Here is a 19,645-nt window from a genome sequence, read left to right on the forward strand (position 1 = left end):
CTAGTACTTCCTCTCCATCGGCTGGTAGCGGGTGATGACGACGGGCTTCCAGTCCAGGCGGATGTGGTCCTCGGGGTGCGACGAGTGGGGGTCGCCCGAGAGGTAGGCCATCGTGTGCTTCATGTAGTTCTCGTCGTCGCGCTTCGGGTAGTCGTCGCGCATGTGGCCGCCGCGGCTCTCCTTGCGGTTGCGGGCGGTGACGACGACGACCTCGGCGAGGTCGAGGAGGAACCCGAGCTCGACGGCCTCGAGCAGGTCGGTGTTGAACCGCTTGCCCTTGTCGTCCACGTGCACGTTGCGGTAGCGCTCGCGCAGGTCCGCGATGACGTCCATCACTTCGGAGAGGGACTCGTCGGTGCGGAAGACCTGGGCCTTGCGGTCCATCTCGTCCTGCAGGGTCTTGCGCAGCACCGCGATGCGCTCGGTGCCGGGGTTGTTGCGGAGGGTCTCGAGCATCTCGCGGACCTCCTTGGCAGGGTCCTCCGGCAGCGGCACGAAGTCCGCGGTCTGCACGTACTCCACGGCGTTGCGGCCGGCTCGCTTGCCGAAGACGTTGATGTCCAGCAGCGAGTTGGTGCCCAAGCGGTTCGAGCCGTGCACCGACACGCAGGCGCACTCGCCGGCGGCGTAGAGACCGGGGACGACGGTGGTGTTGTCGCTGAGCACCTCGGCGTTGACGTTGGTGGGGATGCCGCCCATCGCGTAGTGCGCCGTCGGCATGACCGGCACGGGCTCGACGACGGGGTCCACGCCCAGGTAGGTCCGGGCGAACTCCGTGATGTCGGGGAGCTTCGTCTCGAGCACCTCGGCGCCCAGGTGCGTGCAGTCCAGCAGCACGTAGTCGCGCTCCGGTCCGGCGCCGCGGCCCTCGGCCACCTCCTGCACCATGCACCGGCTGACGATGTCGCGTGGGGCGAGGTCCTTGATGGTCGGCGCGTAGCGCTCCATGAACCGCTCGCCCGAGGCGTTGCGCAGGATCGCACCCTCGCCGCGGGCGCCCTCGGTGAGGAGGATGCCGAGACCGGCGAGACCGGTCGGGTGGAACTGGAAGAATTCCATGTCCTCCAGCGGCAGGCCCTTGCGCCAGATGACCCCGACGCCGTCACCGGTGAGGGTGTGGGCGTTGGAGGTCGTCTTGAAGATCTTGCCGAAGCCGCCCGTGGCGAAGATCGTCGCCTTGGACTGGAAGACGTGCAGGTCGCCCGTGGCGAGATCGTAGGCGACGACGCCGGCGACCTGCATCGTGCCGTCCTCGGCCTTCACCGTGATGAGGTCGAGCACGTAGAACTCGTTGAAGAAGTTGATGCCGAGCTTGACGCAGTTCTGGAACAGCGTCTGCAGGATCATGTGGCCGGTGCGGTCGGCGGCGTAGCAGGCGCGGCGCACGGGCGTCTTGCCGTGGTCGGCCGTGTGTCCGCCGAAGCGGCGCTGGTCGATCTTGCCCTCGGGGGTGCGGTTGAACGGCAGCCCCATGTTCTCGAGGTCGATGACGGCGTCGATCGCCTCTTTGGCGAGGATCTCCGCGGCATCCTGGTCGACGAGGTAATCGCCGCCCTTGACGGTGTCGAAGGTGTGCCACTCCCAGGAGTCCTCTTCGACGTTGGCCAGGGCCGCTGCCATGCCGCCCTGCGCCGCACCGGTGTGCGAACGGGTCGGGTAGAGCTTCGAGATCACGGCGGTCTTGGCGCCGGGACCGGCCTCGATCGCCGCCCGCATGCCGGCGCCGCCGGCGCCCACGATCACGATGTCGAACTGGTGGTAGTGCACGCCGTCCTTGACGACAGCGCCTTCGCTCTGGGTGCTCACGTGTCAGATGCCTTCAATCTCTGCTGTGTCGCGCGGCGTCGCTACGCCGCGCACTTCTCGATCAGCCACTCGGTGGTGCTGTTCTCGATCCCGAGGCACGGGTCGAAGGTGAACACCACGAGCGTGCCCAGGACGATCATCAATCCCGCCGACAACCAGAGGGCCCACACCAGCACGCGGCGGGCCCTGGGGCCCGTGACGTAGTCGTTGACGATCGTGCGCATGCCGTTGGCGCCGTGGATGAAGGCGAGCCAGAGCATCAGCACGTCCCACCACTGCCAGAACGGCGAGGCGAACTTGCCGGCGACGAACGCGAAGTCGACGCCGTGGATGCCTTCGCCCAGCATGAGGTTCACGAACAGGTGGCCGAAGATCAGCACGACCAGCAGTACGCCGGAGACGCGCATGTAGATCCAGCCCCACTTCTCCAGGTTCGTGCCCTTCTTGCGGGGCGTGGAGTGCGGCGCGCGGGGCGCGGCGAGGGTGTCAGCGGTCATCAGTGGCCTCCCCATCCGGAAGCGAACACGATCGAGAGGTGGCGCACCGAGAACGGCACCAGGGTCACGAGCCACAGGGCCAGAACCCCCCACCAGAGCTGGCGCTGGTATCGGGCGCCCTTGGACCAGAAGTCGACGAGGATGATGCGCAGCCCGTTGTACGCGTGGTAGGCGACGGCCGCGACGAGCACGACCTCGCCGAGGCCCATGATCGGGTTCTTGTAGGTGCTCATGACGGCGTTGTACGCCTCGGGAGCCACCCGGATCAGGGCCGTGTCGAGCACGTGCACGAGCAGGAAGAAGAAGATCGCCACACCGGTGATGCGGTGCAGCACCCACGACCACATGCCTTCGTTACCGCGGTACAGCGTGCCGCGTGGCGTCTTCGATGTCGTCTCTTTCACCGACAGCGTGACGCGTGCTGGTGCAGCCACTTTCGTCCTCCATGGTCGACAGGGGGGAGGCGGACCGCTCACACGATCGGGGCGGGATCCGCATTGCGTCACAGGGGCGCGTCTTCCATCCTATTCCCGTGGATCGAACCCGGGCGACGAACGCCGGCCCTATCGAGCATGTTCAGGGGACGGATGCTGCGGTTCGCTAGCCTGAGCCTCATGGCAGATCCCCTTGCGAACTTCTACGCCGTCATCCCCGCCGGAGGCATCGGCAGCCGCCTGTGGCCGCTGTCGCGCGCCGACGCGCCGAAGTTCCTCCACGACCTGACGGGCTCCGGCCAGACGCTGCTGCGCGACACCTGGGATCGCCTCGAGCCTCTCGCGGGACCCGAGCGCATCGCGGTGGTCACCGGTCGCGCGCATCGCGCGGCGGTGGAGGAGCAGCTGCCCGGCATCCCCGACCGCAACGTCTTCCTCGAGTCCGAGCCGCGCGAATCCGCCGCCGCCATCGGGCTGGCCGCGGCCGTGCTGGTGCGCCGCGAGCCCGATGTCATCATCGGCTCCTTCGCCGCCGACCACGTCATCCGCGGCACGCGGACGTTCGAGTTCGCCGTGCAGCAGGCCGTCGCCGTCGCCCGCGAGGGCTACATCTGCACGATCGGCATCCAGCCCTCCGAGCCGTCGGTGGGCTTCGGATACATCAAGAAGGACGGCGAGCTCATCGTCGACGGGGCGCCTGAGGCGGCTGTCGTCGAGCGCTTCGTGGAGAAGCCCGACCTCGACACCGCGAAGGAGTACTTCGCCGACCGCTCGTACCTGTGGAACGCGGGCATGTTCATCTCCCGCGCCGACGTGCTGCTGGCAGAGCTCGCCGAGAACGCACCGGAGCTGCACGCCGGCCTGCTGGAGCTCGCCGAGGCCTGGGACGACCGGGACCGCCGAGGCCCCGTCGTCGACCGGGTGTGGCCGGCACTGCCGAAGATCGCGATCGACTACGTCGTCGCCGAGCCGGCGGCCGAGAAGGGGCGGCTGGCGGTCATCCCCGGTCACTTCGACTGGGACGACGTCGGGGACTTCGCGAGCCTCGCCAAGCTCAACTCCCACGGGCGCAACGAGCTGGCGATCCTGGGAAAGAACGCGCGCATCCTCTCGGACGCCGCCAGCGGCATCGTGGTGAGCCAGACGTCGCGGGTCATCAGCCTCATCGGGGTGAAGGACATCGTGGTCGTCGACACCGAGGACGCGCTGCTGGTCACCACGAGCGAGCACGCGCAGCGGGTGAAGGGCGTCGTGGATGCCCTCAAGCTCACCGGTCGCGGCGATGTCTTGTGAGGTTTCTATGACGCGATGATTGCGTCTTTGTAACCTTTCGCCGTCTGGCCCGGATTCGGTCAAGGGCACCGCGTAACAGTCGGTAACTTTCACATGGCGCCGCGAAATCCGCGGGAGCCATCGTGGAGGCTGCTTTGACCATCTCGACCACCAAGAAGGTCCTCGGCGCGACCGGCGCCGCTGCGCTGCTCGTCGCCCTCGCAGGCTGCGGAAGCGCGCCCGAGGAGAACACCGGCGGCAGTGCCGCACCCGAGTCGGCAGACGACTTCAAGCCCTGCCTGATCTCTGACGAGGGTGGCTGGAACGACCGTTCGTTCAACCAGGCCGCCAAGGAAGGCATGGACCGCGCGCTCGAAGAACTCGACATCGAGGGCATCGAGATGGAGTCGGCCACCCCGAACGACTACGCGCCGAACCTCGAGACGCTCGTCTCCGAGGGCTGCACGTTCATCGTCTCGGTCGGCTTCAACCTCTCGGCCGCCACGGTCGAGTCGGCGCTGGCCAACCCCGAGATCGACTACGCGATCATCGATGACTGGGCCGACAACGACTTCGACGGCGCCACCGACGCCCCGAACATCAAGCCCCTCGTGTTCGACACCGCGCAGGCGTCGTACCTCGGCGGCTACGCCGCGGCGGCCTGGTCGGCGCAGAACGGCGTCAACAAGGTCGGCACCTTCGGCGGCATGCAGATCCCGTCGGTCGCCGTGTTCATGGACGGCTTCGAGAAGGGCGTCGACAAGTACAACGAGGACAAGGGCGCTGCCGTCGAGGTCTTCGGGTGGGACACTGCCGCGCAGGAGGGCCTCTTCACCGGTGGCTTCGCGGCGAACGACACCGCCAAGCAGACGGCGCAGGGTGTGCTCGACCAGGGTGTGGACGTCATCCTCCCCGTGGGTGGACCGATCTACCAGAGCGCGGCGGCGGCCATCGCCGACGGTGGCCTCGACGTCGTCATGGTGGGCGTCGACAAGGACCTGGCAGTCGCTGACCCCGACGTCACGGACGTGACCCTCGTCTCGATCATGAAGGCCATCGACGTGGCCGTCTACGACGCCACCCTCGAGGCCGCCGCGGGCGACTTCGACGTGGAGCCGTACGTGGGGACGCTCGAGAACGAGGGCGTGAAGCTCTCCGAGTTCCACGAGTTCGAGGCGGAGCTGCCCGAGGGTCTGGCCGACGAGCTGGCCGCGCTGCAGGAGCAGATCATCGCGGGCGACATCACGGTGGAGTCGCCGAACTCCCCGTGACCTTCTGAAGTCCGCTCGGGGCGAGCAGCGCACGTCGCTGCTCGCCCCTGAGCATGTTCCATGGACAGTGAGAGCCGTTTCCGCGCGGAGCGGCTCCTGGATTAGGGTGCAGTTATGAAGCTCGAGCTTCGCGGAATCACCAAGCGGTTCGGCAGCCTCGTCGCCAACGACCGGATCGATCTCACCGTGGAGCCCGGTGAGATCCATGCGCTGCTGGGCGAGAACGGTGCCGGCAAGTCCACGCTGATGAACGTCCTCTACGGCCTGTACCAGGCCGACGAGGGCGAGATCCTGCTCGACGGGGTGCCGCAGCACTTCCGCGGGCCGGGTGACGCGATGGCGGCGGGCATCGGCATGGTGCACCAGCACTTCATGCTGATCCCGGTGTTCACCGTCGCCGAGAACGTCATGCTCGGCCACGAGTCGACCAAGGGGCTGGGTGGGCTCGACCTCGCCGCCGCCCGCGCGCACGTGCGTGCCGTGGCCGACCGGTTCGGATTCGACGTCGATCCGGATGCCACCGTGGGCGACCTCCCCGTGGGCGTTCAGCAGCGCGTCGAGATCATCAAGGCGCTCTCGCGCGACGCCAAGGTGCTCGTCTTCGACGAGCCGACGGCGGTGCTCACCCCGCAGGAGACCGACGAGCTGATGACGATCATGCGTCAGCTGCGCGACGAGGGCACCTCGATCGTCTTCATCACCCACAAGCTGCGCGAGGTGCGCGAAGTCGCTGACCGCATCACCGTCATCCGCCTCGGCGCGGTCGTCGGCGCGGCCGCGCCGACCGCCTCCAACACCGAGCTCGCCTCCCTCATGGTGGGCCGTGCGGTCGAGCTGACCGTGCAGAAGCAGCCGCCGCGCCTGGGCGAAGGAGGACTCGAGGTGCGCGACCTCCGCGTGCTCACCCACCACGGCGCCATCGTCGTCGACGCCGTCTCGTTCGACGTGCGCCCCGGTGAGGTGCTCGCGATCGCCGGCGTGCAGGGCAACGGCCAGACCGAGCTGGTCGAGGCCATCGTCGGCCTCGCCGGCCGCGTCGAAGGCTCCATCAGCCTCGACGGCACCGAGCTCGTGGGCCGGAGCGTGCGTGGCATCCTCGACGCCGGCGTGGGGTTCGTCCCCGAGGACCGCAACGAGGACGGCTTGGTGGGTGAGTTCTCCGTCGCCGAGAACCTCATCCTGGACCGCTCGTCCGACCGCGCCTTCGTGCGCTGGGGCACGATCATGCGCAAGACCCTCGACCGGTTCGCGCGCGACCGCATCGCCGAGTACGACATCCGCACGCAGGGCCCGCAGGCTCCCGCGGCGACCCTCTCCGGAGGCAACCAGCAGAAGGTCGTCATTGCCCGCGAACTCGATCGCGAGCTGCGGCTGCTGGTGGCCGCCCAGCCGACCCGAGGCGTCGATGTCGGCTCCATCGAATTCATCCACAAGCGCATCATCGAGACGCGCGACAGCGGCGTGCCGGTGATCGTCGTGTCGACCGAGCTCGACGAGGTGACCGCGCTCGCCGATCGCATCGCCGTGATGTACCGCGGCGCGATCGTCGGCGTCGTCCCCGGCGACACCCCGCGCGACATCCTCGGCCTCATGATGGCCGGCGCCAGCGACCCGGAGGTGGCAGCATGACCGGCACGACACCCGGTGCCGACGACGTGACACAGGGGCTGCCCCCCGAGCAGCTGCCTCCTGTCAAGAGCCCGCTGGCGGGGGAGCCCCAGGTTCCGCCGCCGCCGCGCACCAACGTCTTCATCAAGGACCTCCTGCGCGGCAGCGCGTTCACCACGATCCTCGCGATCGTGCTGGCGTTGGTCGTCGGCGGCATCCTCATCGCCCTCACCGACGAAGATGTGCAAGAGGCGGCCGGCTACTTCTTCGCCCGTCCCGGCGACACGTTCGCCGCGATCTGGAGCGCCGTCTACGGCGGCTACGAGGCCCTCTTCCGCGGCGCGGTGTTCAACCCGCGCGGGGCGGATTTCGCCGCGCAGATCCGTCCCTTGACCAGCTCCCTGGGGTTCGCAGCTCCCCTCATCGCCGCCGGACTCGGCGTGGCGCTGGCGTTCCGCGTGGGCCTGTTCAACATCGGCGCCCGCGGTCAGATGCTGGTCGGCGCGATCTTCGCGGCGCTGTTCGCCTTCAATCTCGACCTGCCGTTCTGGCTGCACATGCCGCTGACGATGCTCGCCGGCATCATCGGGGGCGCCCTGTGGGGCGGGATCGTGGGTGTGCTGAAGGCGCGCACGGGCGCGCATGAAGTGATCCTCACGATCATGCTCAACTACGTCGCCTACTACCTGCTGCTGTGGATGATCCGCACGCCCGGCCTGCTGCAGAAGCCGGGCACCAACCAGCCGATCACTTCGGCCACACCCGAGACGGCGCAGTTCCCCGAGCTCTTCGGGTCTGCCTTCCCGCTGCTGGACTGGGGCTTCGTGATGGTGATCATCGCGACGATCGCCGTCTGGTGGATCGTGGAGTTCTCCAGCCTCGGCATGCGCCTGCGCGCCGTGGGGGAGAACCCGCACGCAGCGCGCGCGGCGGGCATCAACGTCAAGCGCATCTACGTCTACGCGATGCTCTTCGCCGGAGGGCTGGCGGGCCTGGCCGCGATGAACCAGATCCAGGGGTCGGTGACCACCGGCTTCTCCGGTTCGATCGACGCCGGCATCGGCTTCGACGCCATCACCGTCGCCCTCCTCGGCCGCAGTCGCGCGTGGGGCACCTTCGCCGCCGGCATCCTGTTCGGCGCGCTGAAGTCCGGGTCCTTCTCGATGCAGGCGCAGGGGATCCCCGTCGACATCGTGCTGGTCGTTCAGGCGCTCATCGTGCTGTTCATCGCGGCCCCGCCGCTGCTGCGGGCGGTGTTCTTCCTGCCCAAGACCGAAGCGGAGAAGGCAGCCAAGGCCCGAGCCAAGTCAGCGAAGAAGGCGGTGGCCGCATGAGCGCGCTCGCTCCCACGGCGTCGAACCCCGGCGCCCTCCCGCTCGGCACGGTCAAGGAGCGGCACCTGAAGGTGCCGGTCGTCCTGGCCCTGGCCACGGTGCTGCTGGCTGCGCTGTTCTTCTTCGCCCCCCGCGACGGGATCAGCACCTTCCGGCTCGGCGACGCGTCGTCGGCGATCGCCCTTCCCAACGTGGAGCTGCCCACCGCCACCACCAGCTGGCTGCTCGTGGTGCTGCTGCTCGCCCTGACGGCATGGGCGGCGTGGGATGCCTGGTCGTACCGCCGCCCGCCGCTGTGGCTGGTCATCGTCTTCGCGGTGCTCGGGGTGTTCGCCTTCCTCGTGTGGGCGGCCGCGGGCGGACTCGTGCCGGTCACGGGGCTGCTGTTCGGGGCGATCTCCCTCTCGGTGCCGCTGGTCTTCGGCGCGCTGGGCGGGGTCATCGGCGAGCGGGTGGGCGTGGTCAACGTCGCCATCGAGGGGCAGCTGCTGCTGGGCGCCTTCTCGGCGGCGCTGCTTTCGAGCGTCACGGGCAACCCCTTCATCGGCCTGATCGGCGCGATGATCGGCGGTGTGCTGGTCGCCTTCGTGCTGGCCGCCTTCGCGATCAAGTACCTCGTCGACCAGGTGATCGTCGGCGTCGTGCTGAACGTGCTGGTCACCGGCCTGACCGGCTTCCTCTACGGCGCGCTGCTCGTGCCCAACGAGAACGAGCTCAACCAGCCCGTGCGCTTCACGCGGCTCGAGATCCCGCTGCTCAGCGATATCCCGATCATCGGACCGGTGCTGTTCAACCAGACGTTCCTGGTGTACCTCATGTACATCACCGTCGCCGTGGTGGCGTGGGGCCTGTACCGCACCCGCTGGGGCCTGCGCCTGCGCGCGGTGGGCGAGCACCCGCAGGCTGCCGACACCGTCGGCATCAAGGTCAACATGTCCCGTTTCTGGAACGTGTCGCTGGCGGGCGCCATCGCCGGCATCGGCGGGGCGTACTTCACCCTGGTGTCGGTGCCGCAGTTCGGCAAGGAGATGACCGCGGGTCTCGGCTTCATCGCCCTGGCCGCGGTGATCTTCGGCCGGTGGGACCCCATCCGCGCCGCCCTCGCGGCGCTGCTGTTCGGCTTCGCCACCAACCTGCAGAATCTGCTGACGGTGCTGGGCACGCCGATCCCGAGCGAGTTCATGCTCATGCTGCCCTACGTCGTCACCATCATCGCCGTGGCCGGTTTCGCCGGCCAGATCCGCGGACCCGCGGCAGCCGGCAAGCCGTACATCAAGGGATGACATCGACATGACCGACATCGATTGGGACCATCTCCGCGCCGTCGCGACGGAGGCCATGGAGCGGGCGTACGCCCCCTACTCCCGGTATCGGGTGGGCGCCGCCGCGCTCGTGACCGACGGGCGGGTGGTGGCCGGCTGCAACGTCGAGAACGCCTCCTACGGGGTGGGCCTGTGCGCAGAGTGCGCCCTCGTGGGTGACCTGCAGATGTCCGGCGGCGGCCAACTCGTCGCGTTCGTCTGCGTCAACAACGACGGCCAGACGATCATGCCGTGCGGACGCTGCCGTCAGCTGCTCAATGAATTCGCCCTGCCGGGCATGCTGCTGGAGACCGTCTCCGGCATCCGCACGATCGACGAGGTCCTGCCCGACGCGTTCGGGCCGCGCGACCTCGAGGAAGTTTCACGATGACCACCGAGAACGAACCGTTCGACGCCGTCGACGTCATCCGGGCCAAGCGTGACGGGGGCGCCGTCCCCGAGCCCGCACTGCGCTGGATGGTCGACGCCTTCACACGCGGCTACGTCGCGGAATCGCAGATGGCCGCCTTCGCGATGGCGGTGCTCCTCAACGGCATGCAGCGCGACGAGATCCGCGTTCTCACCGACGCCATGATCGCCTCGGGTGAGCGCATGAGCTTCGCCGCCCTCGGCAAGCCGACCGTCGACAAGCACTCCACCGGCGGTGTCGGCGACAAGATCACCCTGCCGCTCGCGCCGCTCGTGGCATCCTTCGGCGTCGCCGTACCGCAGCTCTCGGGACGCGGCCTCGGTCACACCGGAGGGACGCTGGACAAGCTCGAGTCGATCCCCGGCTGGCGCGCAGCCCTCACCAACGACGAGCTGTTCGCGCAGCTACGCGACATCGGTGCGGTCATCTGCGCTGCGGGCTCGGGCCTGGCCCCCGCCGACAAGAAGCTCTACGCGCTGCGCGATGTCACCGGCACCGTCGAGGCCATTCCGCTCATCGCGTCGAGCATCATGTCGAAGAAGATCGCCGAAGGCACCGACGCGCTCGTGCTCGACGTGAAGTTCGGCGGCGGCGCGTTCATGCGCGATGTCGAGAAGGCCCGCGAGCTCGCCCGCACGATGGTGGCGCTCGGCACCGACTCGGGCGTCGCGACCACTGCGCTCCTCACCGACATGAACACTCCGCTCGGCCTCGCGATCGGCAACGCCAACGAGGTGCGGGAGTCTGTCGAGGTGCTCGCCGGCGGCGGCCCCGCCGATGTGGTCGAGCTCACCGTGGCCCTCGCCCGCGAGATGCTCGCCCTCGCGGGCCAGCCCGACGCCGACGTCGAAGCGGCGCTGCGCGACGGCCGGGCGATGGACACATGGCGTGCCATGATCCGCGCCCAGGACGGCGACCCGGACGCACCGCTGCCGGTCGCCCGCGAGACCCACACCGTCACCGCGACCGCCGGGGGCTTCGTCACCCGTCTCGACGCGCTCCCCTTCGGGATCGCCGCGTGGCGGCTGGGGGCGGGTCGCGCCCGCGCGCAGGACCCGGTCGTCCACGCCGCCGGCATCGACCTGCACGTCAAGCCCGGCGACACGGTCACCGAGGGGCAGCCGCTGTTCACCCTGCTGGCCGACGACGACAAGCGGTTCGCCCGCGCGCTCGACGCCCTCGACGACGCGTGGGAGATCGGCGCCACCGCTCCGACGGCCACGCCGCTCGTGCTCGAGCGCATCACCGCCTGACTCCGCACCGAACGAAGGAACCTCATGGGCATGGACCAGAACGACGACGTCCGGCTGCAGGGAGTCTCGATCCGCGAGCTCCCGAAGGTCTCGCTGCACGACCATCTCGACGGCGCTGTGCGCCCGGCGACGATCATCGAACTCGCCGACGCGACCGGTGTGCCGATCCCCGAGACCGACGCCGACGCGCTGGCGGAATGGTTCGAGGAGCGCAGCGACTCGGGCTCGCTCGTGGAGTATCTGAAGACCTTCGACGTCACCACCGCGGTCATGCAGACGCGCGAGGGTCTCACCCGGGTGGCGCGGGAGTTCGTCGAGGACCTCGCCGCCGACGGCGTGGTGTACGGCGAGGTGCGATGGGCGCCGGAGCAGCACCTGCAAGGCGGGCTGTCACTGGACGAGGCCGTCGAGGCCGTGCAGGAGGGCATCGAAGAGGGTGAGGATGCCGTCGAGGCGACCGGTCGCGACATCCGCGTCGGCCAGCTCCTCACGGCGATGCGCCACACCGACCGTTCGCTCGAGATCGCCCGGCTCGCCGTCGCCCACCGCACGCGCGGCGCCGTCGGCTTCGACATCGCCGGTCCCGAGGACGGCTTCCCCGCGTCGAACCACCGTGAGGCGTTCGACTACCTCGCGGCCCACTTCTTCCCCGTCACAGTGCACGCCGGTGAAGCGGCCGGGCTCGACTCGATCCGCTCGGCGCTCATCGACGGCCGCGCGTTGCGCCTCGGCCACGGTGTGCGGCTCGCCGAGGACCTCGAGGTCATCTCGCGCGAGGGCGAAGAGGTCTTCGTCCAGCTCGGTGACCTCTCCCGGTGGGTGCGCGACCGCGAGATCCCGCTGGAGCTGTCGCCGTCGTCGAACCTGCAGACAGGTGCCATCGAGCGCTGGGGCAAGGAGCTGGCCGACCACCCGTTCGACCTGCTGTACCAGCTGGGATTCTCCGTCACGGTGAACGTCGACAACCGCACGCAGAGCCGCACCTCGCTCACTCGCGAGCTGGCACTGCTGGCCGAGGCCTTCGAGTACGACCTCGACGACCTCGAGGCGTTCCAGCTGAACGCCGCCGCCGCCGCCTTCCTGACGGTGGAAGAGCGCGAGGAGCTCATCGAGATCATCGCCGAGGGTTTCGCCCGCTGAGAAGGTCGTGACCGCGGGCTCGCCGTGCCTGGCGCGGGCGGGGTTGGTGCGGCATCTACGCGCCCGCAGGCGCCGTAACTCCTCAAGAACCGGCCTCGCTCGCCCGGATCGACCGCTTCTGCCGCGCCCGACGCCCGGTTTTGAGGAGTTGCGACCGGGGCGTGGTCAGCAGCCGCTGGTCGCCCGCGCGGGACCGCGCGGCGGCGTGCTCCGGTGAGCGGTCGTCGCAACTCCTCAAAGGCACGCGCGAACTGCCGGGATCGGCCGCGTCCGTCGGCCCCGTTCTCGGTTCTTGAGGAGTTACGACTCTCGCCTCACCGAGCTGGGACGCGTTTGGGGAGTTGCGCCCGGGGCGTGGTCGGGCCGACGGCCAGAATCTGCTTCAGCTGCGCGAGCATCTGCTCCCGCCGGTACAGGATGTCCTCGGCGATCGGGCGCACGGTCGTATAGCCGAGCGCGGCGGCGGCCAGGTCGCGGCGGCGGTCGCGCTTGTGCGCCTCCCACCCGGCGTGGTGCGCCTCGCTGTCGCATTCGATGATCAGCCATCCGTCGACGACGAGATCGACGCGGCCGACGCCGGATATCGAGACCTGTATCTCGACGGTGCAGCCGAGGCCGCGCAGCAGCAGCCGCATGATCGTCTCCGGACCGGACTCGCAACGGGGATCAAGCAGCGGCCGCAGCCGCTGGAACCGCCGGGGGAGGAGCGCGAAGACGGCGGCCACACCCTTCTCGTCGACGATGCCGCGGTACCAGGCGCTGTCGAGCGTCGCGATCGCCTCGCGCGGTCCTTGGCAGCGGCAGGCCTGTGCGAGGGCCTCGACCACATCGGTCATGAGGCGGGTCGGCTCAGCGGACGACGGCCGCCAGTGGCAGACGACATCCGGCGGCCGTGGCGGCAGTCGACTCGCGCCGTTGGTCGCCTGCACGTGCAGCCGGTTGTGGTCCATGACGAAGACGCCGAGAAGCGCGAGGAGTGACAAGCAGTCGACCCGGACCCCCAAGCGAGCCGCGCGCACGATGTCGGGGTGGCACCCGGCGAGCAGATACCGCCCGCGCCGCACGCGCAGCAGCGAGCCGTCCTGCAGGCCGCGCCGCACCCGTTGCCGACCGACCCCGTGCAAGGCGAGCTCCCGGGTGCTCAGGAACCGCATCGGGACGTCGGGGGAGGTGGGCGGCGGTTGTCGGAGCATGTCGACACTGTGCGGGGTGGGCGGCCGGCGGCGATGGCCGCGCGATCGGAACGGTGGACGGATACTCCCCTTCGCGGGCCGGGGAGGAATCGGCGGCCGGCGCGGCGTCGGCTGGGCAGCCGCCCGCGGGCTGCGGCCTGGCGCCCCGTCGCAACTCCTCAAAAACCGCCCTGGCGAGGCCGGAATCCAGTCGGTGGCCCGGCCGACCGTGCGTTGTTGAGGAGTTACGGCGCGCGCCGGCCTTCCCCGCACCTGCGGCGGCCCCGGCGCCCGGCGCCCCGGCGCCCGCGCTCAGGGCGCCGATGACGCCGCGAGCCCGCCGAGCTCTTCGGCGACCAGCGCCCGCATGTCCTCGTCGCTGATCGTCGGCTCGCCGTCCCCGGGCTGCGCGCCGTAGTCCCCGAACGACGCGTGCGAAGCGCCGTCGATCTCCACCAACTCGGCGTCGGCGGGCAGCAACCCTCGCGCGTCGGCGATCTTCTGCGGCGTCGACAGGCCGTCCTCGCTGCCCGCCAGGCTCAGCACCGGCAGGTCGGAGTCGGACAGATCCGTCGCGCAGTACGAGGCGAAGAGGGCGAGCCCGTCGGCGTCGTCGGCCAGCTGGCACGCCCGCACGCCGCCCAGGGAATGGCCGCCGACGATCCACGTGTCGACGCCCGGCGCGAGGTCGGTGAAGGTGTCGAGCCCTCGCGGGTCGAAGAACGCCAGGTTCAGCCACGGCTTGGTGATGACCACCGTCCGGTCGTTCTCCGCGGCGGCGCCGGCCAGCAGCGCGGCGTAAGCCCACGGGTCGACCTTGGCGCCGGGGATGAACACCAGGCCGGTGTCGGAGTCGCCGTCGGCGGGGGAGAGCACGATCGCCGCAGAGTCGTCGGTCACGGTGATGCGCTCGTCCGCGCGCACCGCGTCCAGGGGGTCGGACTCCGCGGCCATGACACCGACCTGGCTCCAGATCACGACGCCGACCACGGCGAGGACCAGCAGCCCGGCGAGGGACCCGAGCACCCACCACAGCACGCGGCGGCCCCGCCGCCCGCGCCCGTGGCGGGTGCCCGGCGTGCTCAACGCAGCGCGCGCTGTCGGGCCGTGACGACGGCCAGCACGGGAGCGAACAGCGGGTGGTCCGAGTCGAGACCCGTGACGGATGCCGTGAAGGTCGCGGCATCCTGTTCGCGCAGCAGCCGCTGCATGTCGACCGACTGCGGGTCCTCGGGGTCGTCGAACTCCAGCGCGGCGCCCATCGCGGCCACGAGGCCGTCGACGGCGAGGCCGCGCTCGGCCGCCTCCGCAGCGGGCCCGACGAACCGCTCGTGCCGGGAGAGCTTGCGCAGCGGCTGCCGTCCCACGCGCCACACGGTGTCGGGGAGCGCGGGGTTGGCGAAGCGTCGCAGGATCGTCTCGCGGTAGTCGGTGAGGTCGTCCGGGTTGAGGCCGTGCTTGGCGACCAGCAGCGCCGACGTCTCCGACAGCGCCCGGGCGACGGCCGCGACGATCTCCGACTCCTCCAGCGCCGCGGCGATCGTGTCGACGCCGGCACGCGCGCCGAAGTAGGCCGTCGCCGCGTGGCCGGTGTTGACCGTGAACAGCTTGCGCTCGATGTAGGGCGCCAGGTCATCCACGAAATGCGCCCCCGGGATCGAGGGCAGCTCGCCGCCGAAGGGCGGCGCCTCGATGGCCCACTCGAAGAAGGGCTCGACGGTCACGTCGACGCCTTCCCCCGGCGCCTGGGCGGGGACGATGCGGTCCACCGCAGTGTTGGCGAAGACGGCGTGGCCGGCGATGGCATCCCAGCCATCCTCCGCCTGGGCGCGGATCTCGTCGCGCAGCAGGTCGGTGGCGTTGATGGCGTTCTCGCACGCCATGACCTTCAGCGGTGGGAGCGCGGGGTCGCGCATCGCGATGCCGGCGACGATGTGCGGTGCGACGAAGCGCAGCACGGTGGGGCCGACCGCAGTGGTGACGATGTCAGCCGTGGCCACCTCATCGATGACCGCCTGCGGGTCGGTCTGGCTGTTGATGGCGCGGAAGTTCGTGACCACCTTGTCGGTGCCGCCCTCGCCCACCTCGTGCACGGTGTAGGAGTCGGCGGCGTTGATCGCATCGACGAGGTCGGCCGCGACGTCGGAGAAGACGAGCTCGTAGCCGCCCTCGTGCAGCAGCAGGCCGACGAAGCCGCGCCCGATGTTGCCGGCGCCGAAGTGGACGGCCTTCATGATGCGTTGACCGTCGAGAGGAGGGTGTACAGCTCTTCCGGCGTCTGCGCCTGCTTGAGCTTGGCCACCTCGTCCTCGTCGGAGAACACCAGGGCGATCTGCGACAGGATCTCGAGGTGCTCGTCGCCCTTGCCGGCAATGCCGACGACGAAGGTCACGGGGTTGCCGTCCCAGTCCACGCCGCCGTCGTAGCGGACGACCGACAGTGCCGAGTCCAGGATCGTCTCCTTGGTCTCATTCGTGCCGTGGGGGATGGCCAGCTCGTTGCCCATGTAGGTCGAGACGGTCTCCTCGCGCTGCTGCATCGCGTCGTAGTAGGCGCCGGTCACAGCCCCCGCCGCCTGGAGGATGTCGGCGGCCTCCTTCATCGCGTCCTCGCGGCTCACCGAGCCCGGGTGGATGCGGACCTGTCCTACGTTCAGCACCTCGCGTGCCATGTCGTACCCCTTTCATCGGGCGGATGCCGCGGCATCCGTCCCCTTCACTGTCTCAGTTCGCTCCTCGCCGGCCAGAGGGCTTGCGCTCTCTGCGCGGGCGTGGCTAGCGGTCGGAATGCGAGACGCCGCGGGGCCGGGGGCATGATGCCACCCGGCCCCGCAGCTGTCTGTGTCAGGCTCCGTCGTGCTGCTCGCGCACCAGCTCCACGACCTCGTCGTACTTCGGCGAGTTCATGAAGTTGTCCACCGACACGTGGATCGCGTCCGGCGTCTGCCGGCGCGCCCGGTCGGTGAGCTGGTTCTGCGTGATGACCAGGTCGGCGGAGGGGTCGAGATTCGCGATCGCCTTGTTGACGACCGTGACATCGTCGATGCCCGCCTTCTTGATCTTGTTGCGCAGGACGCTGGCGCCCATCGCCGACGAGCCCATGCCCGCGTCGCACGCGAACACGATGTTGCGCACCGGCTTCACCGCGACGGTGCCGCCGCTGAGGCGCCCACCGGTCTCGGCCTCGGTCTCGAGGCGGTCCACCGCCTGCTCGCCCTCGCGCACGCCCTCGCGGTCCGTGCGGTCGGCGGCGCGCAGCGCGTCGAGCGAGGCCGACGACTTGCCCTTGTTCGCCGCGGTCTGCGAGACCGCGGAGGCGAACTTGTCGCCCTCGGCCAGCAGGTCGCGCTTGCGCGTAGCCCGCAGGATGATGGATGCCACGATGAACGTGACCGCCGCGGAGAGGATCACCGAGAGGATGACCCCCACGTAGCTGTCGTTCGCGGTCTGTGCCAGCACCGCGAAGATCGACCCCGGCGCGGCCGGAGCGCGCAGCCCCGCGCCGAACAGCATGTTGGTGGTGACACCGGTCATGCCGCCTGCGATGAGCGCGACGATCAGCACCGGCTTCATCAGGGCGAACGGGAAGTACACCTCGTGGATGCCGCCGAAGAACTGGATGACGGCCGCTCCCGGGGCCGACGCGCGCGCGGCGCCGATCCCGAAGAAGGTGAACGCGAGCAGCAGGCCGAGACCCGGGCCGGGGTTGGCCTCGAGCAGGAACAGGATCGACTTGCCGGTCTCGTCGGCCTGCGCGATGCCGAGCGGGGTGAGCACGCCGTGGTTGATGGCGTTGTTGAGGAAGAACACCTTCGCCGGCTCGATGAGGATGCTCGTCAGCGGCAGCAGGTTCGCCTCGACGAGCCAGTCCACCGCGTTGCCGAGGACGTCCATGAGGCCGTTGACGAGCCAGGCGACGGGGTAGAACCCGACGATGGCCATGACGAAGCCCCAGATGCCCGCCGAGAACATGTTGACGAGCATCTCGAAGCCGGCCTTGATCTTGCCGTCCCAGAGCTTGTCGAGCCACTTCATCGTGTAGGCAGCCAGCGGACCCATGATCATCGCGCCGATGAACATGTGGATCTGGCCGAGCGGCGCCGCGCCCTCGGGCAGGGTCGCGTTGAACTGCGCGATCAGCGCGTCGGACCCGGCGATCGCACCCATGACGGCGATCGAGCCGACGACGGCGCCGCGCACGCCGTAGACCATGTGGCCGGCGGTGTAGGCGATGATGATCGGCAGCAGGTAGTGGATGAACGGGCCCACGATGGTCGCGAGGTCGGCGTTGGGCGTCCAGCCCACGTCGATGAAGAACGCCGTGAAGATGCCCCACGCGATGAGCGCGGGGATGTTCGGCATGATCATGCCGGACAGGAACGTGCCGAAGCGCTGGACTCCGACCCGCGCCTTGCTGCCCCCCTGTGTGGCGGGGGCTGACGCAGTCGTCATTGCTGTGTCTCCTTCTGTCGGGTAGCGGCTTGCTGGGCCGCGAGGCGTGCCCCCGCCGCGTCATCGGCGGTGAGGGCGGCTTCGGCGATGCGCTGGGCGTCGTCGAGCGTCTGGGTGAGCAGGCTGGCGCGCACGTCGGCGAGGGCGGTCGGCGCCATCGACAGCGTCGAGGCCCCGAGTCCGACGAGCACGACCGCCAGCAGCGGGTCGGCGGCGGCCTCGCCGCAGATGCCCACGGGCTTGCCGTTGGCACGGCCGGCTTCGCCGACCTCCCGGATGAGGCGCAGCACAGCCGGGTGCCAGGGGTCCTGGAAGGCGGCCACCGAACCGAGCAGGCGGTCAGCGGCGAGGGTGTACTGGGTGAGGTCGTTGGTGCCGATCGAGGCGAAATCGGCCACGGCCAGGGCCTTGTCTGCCATGAGCGCGATCGAGGGGACCTCCACCATGACGCCGGCCATCTTCAGGCCGTAGTCGCGGGCGAGCTCGGTGAAGTACCGCGTCTCCTCCACGGTGGACACCATCGGCGCCATCACCCACACGTCGGCGTCCGTCGCGGCATCCGCCTGCGCCAAGGCCGTGAGCTGCTCGCGCAGGATGTCTTCGCTCGCCCGGAGTGCGCGCAGGCCGCGCAGCCCCAGGGCGGGGTTGTCCTCGTGGGCGTCGTTGAGGAAGGCCAGCGGCTTGTCGGCGCCGGCGTCGAGCACGCGCACGACGACCTTCTTGCCGGGGAACGCCTCGAGCAGCCGGGTGTAGGTCTCCCGCTGCTGTTCCACGGTGGGAGCGGAGTGGGAACTGAGGAAGAGGAACTCGGTGCGGAACAGCCCCACGCCCTCGGCCCCGAGCGCGACGGCCTCTTCGGCGCCCTCCGGCTTGCCGAGGTTCGCCAGGAGCGGCACCAGGGTGCCGTCGGCGAGAGCCCCGGGGGTGATGGGGGCGGATGCCGCCGACGCGCGGGCGTCGGCCCGGTTCTGGGCCCGCGCCAGGTCCTCCGCAGACGGGTCGGTGACGACGACGCCAGCAGCGGCGTCGACGATCACCGTCTCGCCGTCGGCCAGCTCGGTCGCGCCGGCCGCGCCGACGACCGCGACGATCGCCTTCTCGCGGGCGAGGATCGCCGTGTGCGACGTGGGGCCGCCGTCGCTGGTGACCAGTGCCAGCACCTTGTCGAGGTCCAGCAGAGCCGTGTCGGCCGGAGCGAGGTCGCGCGCCACGAGCACGAACGGGTGGCCGGGGTCGGGCACGCCCGGCGCGGGCACCCCCTGCAGGTGGGCGATGACCCGCTGGGCGACGTCGTCGAGGTCTGCGGCGCGCTCGCCGAGGTAGCCGCCCATGGCGGTCAGCTGCTCGCGGAACGACGCGAAGGCGTCGAAGACGGCGTACTCGGCGGTCTTGCCCTGCGCGATGCGCGCGTCGACCTCCTGCAGCAGCGCGGGGTCCTCGGCCATCATCGACTGCGCCTCCAGCACGTCGCGGGCGGCGCCTCCCGCCTGCGCACCGCGCTGCTCGAGTTCGCGGGCCACGGCACTGACCGACTCGCGGGCGCGGGCGCGCTCCTCCTCGGCATCCCGTGTGCTCGCCGTGTCGGCGGGCGCAGGGAGCGGCTCGGCCATGCGGGCAACGGGACCCTGGGCCACGCCCAGTCCGATGCCCACTCCGCGCAACTCGCTCATCATGTC

General features: G+C 69.9%; 17 protein-coding genes. 8 read left to right on the forward strand and 9 right to left on the reverse strand.

Annotated features, from left to right (window positions below):
• Genes sdhA through sdhC form a run of 3 tightly spaced genes read right to left on the reverse strand, consistent with a single transcriptional unit; the run spans nt 1 to nt 2,737 of the window.
• Nucleotides 1–1,806 carry a succinate dehydrogenase flavoprotein subunit gene (gene sdhA / locus QNO21_RS02700; protein WP_257517100.1) on the reverse strand — a complete coding sequence of 602 codons (1,806 nt, stop codon included), beginning with the start codon at nt 1,804–1,806 and terminating at the stop codon, nt 1–3.
• Nucleotides 1,807–1,847: 41 nt separating this feature from the next.
• Nucleotides 1,848–2,303 carry a succinate dehydrogenase hydrophobic membrane anchor subunit gene (locus tag QNO21_RS02705; RefSeq protein ID WP_257519596.1) on the reverse strand — a complete coding sequence of 152 codons (456 nt, stop codon included), beginning with the start codon at nt 2,301–2,303 and terminating at the stop codon, nt 1,848–1,850.
• On the reverse strand, nt 2,303–2,737 hold the full coding sequence (gene sdhC / locus QNO21_RS02710; RefSeq protein WP_257515660.1) for a succinate dehydrogenase, cytochrome b556 subunit: 435 nt from the start codon (nt 2,735–2,737) through the stop codon (nt 2,303–2,305). The genes QNO21_RS02705 and sdhC overlap by 1 nt, the downstream gene beginning before the upstream one ends.
• A gap of 180 nt (nt 2,738–2,917) precedes the next feature.
• Between sdhC and QNO21_RS02715 the strand changes: the two genes are divergently transcribed.
• The 8 genes from QNO21_RS02715 (at nt 2,918) to QNO21_RS02750 (ending at nt 12,346) form a co-directional block, all read left to right on the forward strand.
• Nucleotides 2,918–4,030 carry a mannose-1-phosphate guanylyltransferase gene (locus QNO21_RS02715; protein ID WP_257514884.1) on the forward strand — a complete coding sequence of 371 codons (1,113 nt, stop codon included), beginning with the start codon at nt 2,918–2,920 and terminating at the stop codon, nt 4,028–4,030.
• 134 nt (nt 4,031–4,164) lie between these two features.
• On the forward strand, nt 4,165–5,280 hold the full coding sequence (locus tag QNO21_RS02720; RefSeq protein ID WP_257515661.1) for a BMP family lipoprotein: 1,116 nt from the start codon (nt 4,165–4,167) through the stop codon (nt 5,278–5,280).
• A 114-nt stretch (nt 5,281–5,394) separates the two neighbouring features.
• Complete coding sequence (locus QNO21_RS02725) at nt 5,395–6,909, forward strand: ABC transporter ATP-binding protein (RefSeq protein WP_285178412.1); 1,515 nt, start codon at nt 5,395–5,397, stop codon at nt 6,907–6,909.
• Nucleotides 6,906–8,222 (forward strand): ABC transporter permease, encoded by a 1,317-nt coding sequence (locus tag QNO21_RS02730; protein WP_257515662.1) that lies wholly within the window; start codon nt 6,906–6,908, stop codon nt 8,220–8,222. The genes QNO21_RS02725 and QNO21_RS02730 overlap by 4 nt, the downstream gene beginning before the upstream one ends.
• On the forward strand, nt 8,219–9,505 hold the full coding sequence (locus QNO21_RS02735) for an ABC transporter permease (protein ID WP_257519580.1): 1,287 nt from the start codon (nt 8,219–8,221) through the stop codon (nt 9,503–9,505). The genes QNO21_RS02730 and QNO21_RS02735 overlap by 4 nt, the downstream gene beginning before the upstream one ends.
• 7 nt (nt 9,506–9,512) lie before the next feature.
• The gene (locus QNO21_RS02740) at nt 9,513–9,914 is read left to right on the forward strand and encodes a cytidine deaminase (RefSeq protein ID WP_257515664.1); all 402 of its coding nucleotides are present in this window, start codon (nt 9,513–9,515) and stop codon (nt 9,912–9,914) included.
• Nucleotides 9,911–11,206 (forward strand): thymidine phosphorylase, encoded by a 1,296-nt coding sequence (locus tag QNO21_RS02745; protein WP_257515777.1) that lies wholly within the window; start codon nt 9,911–9,913, stop codon nt 11,204–11,206. Before QNO21_RS02740 ends, QNO21_RS02745 begins: the two co-directional genes overlap by 4 nt.
• 24 nt (nt 11,207–11,230) lie before the next feature.
• Nucleotides 11,231–12,346 carry an adenosine deaminase gene (locus tag QNO21_RS02750; RefSeq protein ID WP_257519579.1) on the forward strand — a complete coding sequence of 372 codons (1,116 nt, stop codon included), beginning with the start codon at nt 11,231–11,233 and terminating at the stop codon, nt 12,344–12,346.
• Nucleotides 12,347–12,660: 314 nt separating this feature from the next.
• Here the strand turns inward: QNO21_RS02750 and QNO21_RS02755 are convergent, their stop codons facing one another.
• From QNO21_RS02755 to ptsP, 6 genes are all read right to left on the reverse strand, one after another.
• On the reverse strand, nt 12,661–13,539 hold the full coding sequence (locus QNO21_RS02755; RefSeq protein ID WP_257519578.1) for a type IV toxin-antitoxin system AbiEi family antitoxin domain-containing protein: 879 nt from the start codon (nt 13,537–13,539) through the stop codon (nt 12,661–12,663).
• Nucleotides 13,540–13,830: 291 nt separating this feature from the next.
• Entirely contained in the window at nt 13,831–14,556 is a 726-nt protein-coding gene (locus tag QNO21_RS02760) for an alpha/beta hydrolase (RefSeq protein ID WP_257519577.1), read from the reverse strand.
• A gap of 44 nt (nt 14,557–14,600) precedes the next feature.
• A complete protein-coding gene (locus QNO21_RS02765) occupies nt 14,601–15,752 on the reverse strand; it encodes a mannitol-1-phosphate 5-dehydrogenase (RefSeq protein WP_257515774.1) in 1,152 nt (383 codons plus the stop codon).
• Entirely contained in the window at nt 15,749–16,189 is a 441-nt protein-coding gene (locus QNO21_RS02770) for a PTS mannitol transporter subunit IIA (protein ID WP_257519576.1), read from the reverse strand. The genes QNO21_RS02765 and QNO21_RS02770 overlap by 4 nt, the downstream gene beginning before the upstream one ends.
• 172 nt (nt 16,190–16,361) lie before the next feature.
• The gene (locus QNO21_RS02775; protein WP_257519575.1) at nt 16,362–17,969 is read right to left on the reverse strand and encodes a PTS mannitol transporter subunit IIBC; all 1,608 of its coding nucleotides are present in this window, start codon (nt 17,967–17,969) and stop codon (nt 16,362–16,364) included.
• On the reverse strand, nt 17,966–19,639 hold the full coding sequence (ptsP, locus tag QNO21_RS02780) for a phosphoenolpyruvate--protein phosphotransferase (RefSeq protein WP_257519574.1): 1,674 nt from the start codon (nt 19,637–19,639) through the stop codon (nt 17,966–17,968). The genes QNO21_RS02775 and ptsP overlap by 4 nt, the downstream gene beginning before the upstream one ends.
• Between the last annotated feature and the right edge of the window lie 6 nt (nt 19,640–19,645).

This window comes from Microbacterium sp. zg-Y818, from assembly GCF_030246905.1.
GTDB lineage: Bacteria > Actinomycetota > Actinomycetes > Actinomycetales > Microbacteriaceae > Microbacterium.

Coding starts and splice junctions, on each gene's coding strand:
- QNO21_RS02705 (WP_257519596.1), bottom strand. CDS start 2,303: ATGACCGCTGACACCCTCGCCGCGCCCCGCGCGCCGCACTCCACGCCC.
- QNO21_RS02715 (WP_257514884.1), top strand. CDS start 2,918: ATGGCAGATCCCCTTGCGAACTTCTACGCCGTCATCCCCGCCGGAGGC.
- QNO21_RS02725 (WP_285178412.1), top strand. CDS start 5,395: ATGAAGCTCGAGCTTCGCGGAATCACCAAGCGGTTCGGCAGCCTCGTC.
- QNO21_RS02730 (WP_257515662.1), top strand. CDS start 6,906: ATGACCGGCACGACACCCGGTGCCGACGACGTGACACAGGGGCTGCCC.
- QNO21_RS02735 (WP_257519580.1), top strand. CDS start 8,219: ATGAGCGCGCTCGCTCCCACGGCGTCGAACCCCGGCGCCCTCCCGCTC.
- QNO21_RS02740 (WP_257515664.1), top strand. CDS start 9,513: ATGACCGACATCGATTGGGACCATCTCCGCGCCGTCGCGACGGAGGCC.
- QNO21_RS02745 (WP_257515777.1), top strand. CDS start 9,911: ATGACCACCGAGAACGAACCGTTCGACGCCGTCGACGTCATCCGGGCC.
- QNO21_RS02750 (WP_257519579.1), top strand. CDS start 11,231: ATGGGCATGGACCAGAACGACGACGTCCGGCTGCAGGGAGTCTCGATC.
- QNO21_RS02755 (WP_257519578.1), bottom strand. CDS start 13,539: ATGCTCCGACAACCGCCGCCCACCTCCCCCGACGTCCCGATGCGGTTC.
- QNO21_RS02765 (WP_257515774.1), bottom strand. CDS start 15,752: ATGAAGGCCGTCCACTTCGGCGCCGGCAACATCGGGCGCGGCTTCGTC.
- QNO21_RS02770 (WP_257519576.1), bottom strand. CDS start 16,189: ATGGCACGCGAGGTGCTGAACGTAGGACAGGTCCGCATCCACCCGGGC.
- QNO21_RS02775 (WP_257519575.1), bottom strand. CDS start 17,969: ATGACGACTGCGTCAGCCCCCGCCACACAGGGGGGCAGCAAGGCGCGG.
- ptsP (WP_257519574.1), bottom strand. CDS start 19,639: ATGAGCGAGTTGCGCGGAGTGGGCATCGGACTGGGCGTGGCCCAGGGT.